Source organism: Streptomyces sp. NPDC049915 (assembly GCF_040656475.1).
Lineage (GTDB): Bacteria > Actinomycetota > Actinomycetes > Streptomycetales > Streptomycetaceae > Streptomyces.
Genome location: NZ_JBFAMH010000047.1, coordinates 21,611 through 27,610, shown reverse-complemented (window position 1 = coordinate 27,610; position 6,000 = coordinate 21,611). Strand labels below are relative to the sequence as shown.

The window sequence follows — 6,000 nt, the reverse complement described above, 5'->3', positions numbered from 1 at the left end:
TACTGCAGGGGGGACCCTGTGGGAGAGTAGGACGCCGCCGAACAATCATTGGGAAAACCCCGCACCTTACGGTGCGGGGTTTTCTGCGTTTCCGGGGCGTTTACAGTCGTCGTATGCGCTACGAACTGGTCATCTTCGACAACGACGGCGTCCTGGTGGACAGTGAGCCGATCTCCAACCGGCTCCTCGCCGCGTATCTGAGCGAGCTGGGGCATCCGACGACGTACGAGGAGTCCATCCGGGACTACATGGGGTCCGCGATGCACCGGATCCACGACCTGGTTCTCGAGCGCACGGGGCAGCGGCTGCCCGATGACTTCGACGACGTCTTCCACGCTCGCGTGTTCGGCGCTTTCGAGCGGGAGTTGAAGCCGGTGGCGGGGATGACCGGCGTCCTGGAGAAGCTGACGGCCGACGGGGTGCCGTACTGTGTCGCGTCGTCCGGGAGCCATGAGCGGATCCGGGTGGGACATCGGACGACCGGGCTGGACCGGTGGTTCGACGACGCGCGGATCTTCAGCTCGCAGGACGTCGGGCGGGGGAAGCCGGCGCCGGATCTCTTCCTGTACGCGGCCGAGCGGATGGGGGTGGCGCCGGAGCGGTGTGCCGTCGTCGAGGACAGCCCGCTGGGGGTGCGGGCGGCCGTGGCGGCCGGGATGGACGTCTTCGGGTTCACGGCGATGACGCCGGCGGCGAAGCTGGCGGGGGCAACCCAACTCTTCTCCGAGCCGGGGCAGTTGGCTGACCTGCTGGTATGACCCGGGCCATGCGGCCGTGCTGACAATTGTCATGCCGAGTCCTGGACGAACGTTTCTACTGGGCGACCCCTCCCGACCGCGAAGCTGGGGGCATGACGACGACGAAGAAGAACCTCCGGCCGCTCCTCCTCGACGTGGCGGTGCCGCTCGCTTCGTACTACCTCCTCAAGGAAGCCTTCGGGATGAGCACCTTCGCGGCACTCGCCTGGAGCAGCGTGGTGCCGGCCGTGCGGACGCTGTGGAGCGTCGTGCGGGAGAGGACGGTGAACGGCCTCGCGGGCCTCATCCTCGTCGTGAACCTCGTCAGCCTGGCGCTGAGCTTCGTTGCGGGCGACCCGCGGCTGATGCTCGCCAAGGACGGCGCGGTCAGCAGCACGGTCGGCATCGGGATCCTGGTCTCCGTGGCGCTCGGGAAGCCGATGATGACGGCGGCGTTCAAGCCCTTCGTGGTGAAGGGCGACGCGGCCCGGGAGACCGCCTGGCAGCGGCTGATCACCGGCTCCGCGGCCTTCCGGCGGGCTGAGCGGGCGTTCTCGCTGGTGTGGGGCGCGGTCCTGCTGGCGGAGTGCGTGGCCCGGGTGATCGGCGCCTACACCGTGCCGGTGGACACCATGGTCTGGCTGGGCACGGTGATGACGGTCGCCACCTTCGGTCTCGGGTTCCTCGTCAGCGGCGGGCTGGCCGTGGAGCCGATGCGGCGGATGCTGACCGCCGAGGTGGAGAGCGCGCAGGCCGCCACCGCCCGGCCGGAGGTCGCGGTCGCCGCCTGAAGCCGGCGGTGGAGCCGGCCTCGGCGGCGGTAAAGCTGAGCCGAATTCACCTTTGGCTGGATCTACCCAGCAGTAGCCCGGGGCCCTACGCTCGCCGCCATGACAGATGTGCTGCGGCGCGGCAGGGCCTCGCTGGCGTTCAGCTTCTTCGCGCAGGGCGTCGCCTTCGCGCTCCTGGTGACGCGCATCCCGGCCATCCAGGACCGCTACGGCATCTCCGACGCCCTGCTGCCGGCTTTCCTGGCCGCCGTACCGATCCTCGCCGGGGTGTCCAGTGTGACCACCGAGCAGCTGGTGAAGCGGGTACGGCCGAGCCGGGTGCTGCGCTGGTCGCAGCCGGTCGTGCTGCTGGCGCTGCTGGGCGTCGGGGCGGGCGACCGGCTGGTCGAGGTCGCGGTGGCGCTCGCGGTGTTCGGGCTGGCCGTGGGGGCGCTGGACGCCTCGATGAACATGCTGGGGGTGAGCCTGCAGCGGGCGTACGGGCGCAGCATCATGCTGAGCTTCCACGCTGCGTACAGCCTGGGCGGGATTCTCGGGGCGTCGCTGGCCTGGGTGGGGGCGCACTGGCATCTGGCGCTGTGGGTGTCGTATCTGCCGGTCGTGGTGGTGGTGCTGCCGGCCGCGCTGCTGGGGAGCCGGTGGTACGCCGACGGGGGCGGGACGAAGGCGGTCCCGGAGGTGGGGGAGCCCGCCACGGCGGACGGGGTCGTCTTCAGGCTGCTGCTGCCGCTGTGCCTGGTGATGACGTTCGCGTACATCGGGGACTCGACGGTCTCCAACTGGTCCGCGAAGTATCTGCAGGACGTGCTGGGCAGTTCGGAGCAACTGGCGACGGTGCCGTACAACGTGTACATGGTGACCACGCTGCTGGGGCGGGCCATCGGGGACTTCGGGGTGCGGCGGTTCGGGGCGGTGGCCGTGGTGCGGGGTGGGGCGCTGGTGGCGGCGGCCGGGTTCGCGGTGGTGGCGGTGGCGCCCGGGGCATGGGTGGGAATGCTGGGGTTCACGCTGCTGGGGCTGGGGTTGTGCGTGCTGGTGCCGCAGACGTTCGCGGCGGCGGGGCGGTTGTTCCCGGGCGGGTCCGACGCGGCGATCGCGCGGCTCAATGTCTTCAACTACGTCGGCTTCCTGATCGGCTCGCCGCTCGTGGGGGCGCTCGGGGACGCGTGGAGCTACCGCGGGGCCATGCTGGTGCCGATGGCGTTGGTGCTGGTGACGTTGGCGTACGCCAGCTCGTTCGCGGCTCAACCGGACCGATACGGTGGCGGGCATGAGCGGGCGCGCACAGCTGATGTGGGACGAGGCAGTAACGGGCTATGACTTCGGTCCGGACCATCCGATGGATCCGGTCCGCCTCGCCCTGACCCGGAAACTGGTCGCCGCCTTCGGCCTCGACCGTGAGGTGGACGTGGTGGCGGCGAAGGCCGCCGGCGAGTCGACGTTGCGGCTCGTCCACCGGGAGGACTACATCGACGCCGTGAAGGCGGCGTCCGCGGATCCCGCGGCGGCCGACCAGTCGTACGGGCTGGGGACGCTGGACGATCCGGCGTTCGCGGGGATGCACGAGGTGTCCGCGCTGATCGCGGGGCAGTCGGTGGGGGCGGCGGAGGCGGTGTGGCGCGGGGAGGCGCTGCACGCGGTGAACTTCGCAGGTGGGCTGCACCATGCGATGCCGGCGGCGGCGTCGGGGTTCTGCATCTACAACGACGCGGCGCTGGCGATCGCGCGGCTGCTGGAGCTGGGGGCGGAGCGGGTCGCGTACATCGACGTCGACGTGCATCACGGGGACGGGGTGCAGGCGGCGTTCTGGGAGGACCCGCGGGTGCTGACGATCTCGTTGCACGAGCATCCGCGGACGCTGTTTCCGCAGACCGGGTGGCCGGAGGAGACCGGGGCGGACACGGCGGAGGGCTCCGCCGTGAACGTGGCGCTGCCGGCGGGGACCGGGGACGCGGGGTGGCTGCGGGCGTTCCACGCGGTGGTGCCGGAGCTGCTGGCGGAGTTCCGGCCGCAGGTGGTGGTGTCGCAGCACGGGGCCGACACGCACTTCGAGGATCCGCTGGCGCATCTGGCGGTGTCGCTGGACGCGCAGCGGGCGGTGCAGGTGGCGTGTCACGAGCTGGCGCACGAGTACGCCGGGGGCAAGTGGGTGGCGCTCGGGGGCGGCGGGTACGCCGTGGTGGACGTGGTGCCGCGGTCGTGGACGCATCTGGTGGGGATCGCGGCGGGACGGCCGGTGGAGCCGACGTCCGTGATTCCGGAGGCGTGGCGGCAGGAAGTGTTCGCGCGGACGCGGCAGTTGGGGCCGGGACGGATGACGGACGGCCGGTGGCCGGTCTCGTTCGCCGCGTGGGATGCGGGGTACGACCCCGCGGATCGGCTGGATCAGGCGGTGCTGGCCACGCGCCGGGCGGTGTTTCCGCTGCGGGGGCTGCTGGCGTAGGGCCGTAGGGCGGTGCCGGGTGCTGTGGCCGGCGTTGCCCTGACCGGCGTGGGGCTGCGCGCTCGGCGTTGCCGTGACCGGCGTGGGCTGCGCGCCCGGCGTCGCCCAGGGCCCCGGTGCTGTGGCCGGCCGGGGGTAGGTGCGCTCGCCGGCACCGGCGGGGTGCCTCCCCCAAGCTCCTCGAGCAGGGGATACCCCCAGCCCACCCGTGCCGCCCCAGCGGCACGACTGCCCGCAGCCACGCGGGTGTGGCGGCCGCCAGGCGCTGCCGCTGCCGCTGCCGCGGGCTGCGACGGGACGGCCGCCGACCAGCGCTGCGGTCGCCGCCGCCACGGCGACGTGGCTGTCAGCAGCTACCCGCGGACGACCGACCGGAGTTGTGGGCGCCGCTGCTGCGACGGCAGGGCAGTGCTCGGCCCCGTAGCGGGTGTTACGCCAAGCGTGGGGTTTTTTCGGGGTTCTTGGGCCGGCTCGGGCTTTCGTCCGTCAGGATCGGCCGGGTGGTGTCTGTTGGTGCTCTGCGGGCCCATCTTCTCGACTCACGGCTGGCCGGGACCGTGGCCACCTCCCGGGAGGTGAGTCTGCGGAGTTATCGGTTGTTCGCGGCTCGGGATCCCCGGGCGCTGATCGGGATTGATCCGCAGCGACCGTGGGCGTCGCGGGATGTGATCGAGTTGATGTCGGAAAGATGCGGTGTTTCGGCCGATCCGCATCACACTTCCGGGCAGGACGTGATCGACCCGGAGCGCACACTGGCCGCGCTGGACGCCTTCGCGGAGCGGCTCGCGGCGGTCGCCGGCCGCCGTGGGAGCGTGCTCTTCGGCACCGGGCACCCGCATCGGCTGCTCGGCTTCTACGCCGCCCTCGCAGACGCGTTGTCGGCGGTGGGATGTGCTGTCCTCACCCCGGCGCAGGGTCGCCGTATCGACATATTGACCCAGTTCGGTCTACGCACGCACAACCTCGACTACGTACGAGGGGTCGCGTTGATCCGCGAGGGCGGTGCGGAACGCCCCGGTCGTGCGCCCGGCGCGCACACGCACTCTCCCCTCCCGGTTCGTACCGCGCTGGCCGCGGCGGCCGAGGCCGGCGGGCCGCTGCCCGACCTCGTGATCGGTGATCACGGCTGGGTCTGCGGGGCAGGTCAGCTGGGGTTCCAGGCGATCGGGCTCGCCGACACGGACGATCCGGCGCTGTTCGTGGGGCAGGCCGAGGGCTCGGTGGCCGTCGTCGTTCCGCTTGATGACGGGGTGCGGGCCGCTTGCTACCGCCCGCTGGCCCGCTACGTACTCAATCGAGCGTGTCTGTCACAGTAGGGCGCTGTTGGGTGCACCTCTTCCCCACTTGCATCACCCGCCCCTAGTCTGGGGAGTGAGCACGCAGCGACGAAGAGTCACCGGAAGGGGAAGCCGGTGGCCGTCGAGTGCGGAAGGTTCAGGTGTGTCATGGCTGCTGAGCAGAGGCCTCTGAGCGAGGTTCAGTTCCTTACCGTGGCGGAAGTCGCCGCGGTGATGCGAGTGTCGAAGATGACCGTGTACCGGCTGGTGCACAGCGGTCATCTGCCCGCGATCAGGGTGGGGCGGTCCTTCCGCGTCCCCGAGAACGCGGTTCACGAATACCTCCGCGAGAGTTATGTGGGGGTGGAGACCGCCTGACGGCAACGCGGGAGACCAGCGATCGGAACAGGGCACCTCCGGTCTCCCACCCCTCGATTACGACCTCAGCGCTCGGGCGGGTAGGCTAGCCCCTCGTAGGTCGTGTGGGCCCATGGCGCCCAAACACCGAGTGATGAGAAGTGAGCGAGGATAGTCGTGGGCTCTGTTATCAAGAAGCGGCGTAAGCGGATGGCCAAGAAGAAGCACCGCAAGCTGCTGAAGCGCACGCGCGTCCAGCGTCGCAACAAGAAGTGAGCGACGCGAGCAACGCCGCGTAGAGCGTGTGTCTGTGGCCCCCCATCGCACTCGATGGGGGGCCACAGCCGCATCCGGACACCCCCGCGGTCTCACGAGGCGCCGGGCGTCACTGTGCT

General features: G+C 70.8%; 7 protein-coding genes. All 7 read left to right on the top strand.

What is annotated here, in order from left to right:
• The first annotated feature begins 113 nt into the window (after positions 1–113).
• The 7 genes from AB0J12_RS38080 to AB0J12_RS38050 all read left to right on the top strand — a co-directional run bounded on the left by AB0J12_RS38080 (position 114) and on the right by AB0J12_RS38050 (position 5,881).
• Positions 114–758, top strand: a complete 645-nt coding sequence (locus AB0J12_RS38080) for an HAD family hydrolase (protein ID WP_363269381.1) — start codon at positions 114–116, stop codon at positions 756–758.
• Positions 759–850: 92 nt separating this feature from the next.
• Complete coding sequence (locus AB0J12_RS38075; protein WP_363269380.1) at positions 851–1,528, top strand: VC0807 family protein; 678 nt, start codon at positions 851–853, stop codon at positions 1,526–1,528.
• A gap of 99 nt (positions 1,529–1,627) precedes the next feature.
• Positions 1,628–2,848 carry an MFS transporter gene (locus tag AB0J12_RS38070; RefSeq protein WP_363269379.1) on the top strand — a complete coding sequence of 407 codons (1,221 nt, stop codon included), beginning with the start codon at positions 1,628–1,630 and terminating at the stop codon, positions 2,846–2,848.
• Positions 2,799–3,971: an acetoin utilization protein AcuC gene (locus AB0J12_RS38065; protein WP_363269377.1), complete on the top strand. Its 1,173-nt coding sequence runs from the start codon at positions 2,799–2,801 to the stop codon at positions 3,969–3,971. The genes AB0J12_RS38070 and AB0J12_RS38065 overlap by 50 nt, the downstream gene beginning before the upstream one ends.
• Positions 3,972–4,471: 500 nt before the next feature.
• Positions 4,472–5,287 (top strand): phosphatase, encoded by an 816-nt coding sequence (locus tag AB0J12_RS38060; RefSeq protein WP_363269382.1) that lies wholly within the window; start codon positions 4,472–4,474, stop codon positions 5,285–5,287.
• Between the two features lie 129 nt (positions 5,288–5,416).
• Complete coding sequence (locus tag AB0J12_RS38055) at positions 5,417–5,626, top strand: helix-turn-helix domain-containing protein (protein WP_181139929.1); 210 nt, start codon at positions 5,417–5,419, stop codon at positions 5,624–5,626.
• Between the two features lie 156 nt (positions 5,627–5,782).
• Entirely contained in the window at positions 5,783–5,881 is a 99-nt protein-coding gene (locus AB0J12_RS38050; RefSeq protein WP_003948845.1) for an AURKAIP1/COX24 domain-containing protein, read from the top strand.
• The last annotated feature ends 119 nt before the right edge of the window (positions 5,882–6,000 follow it).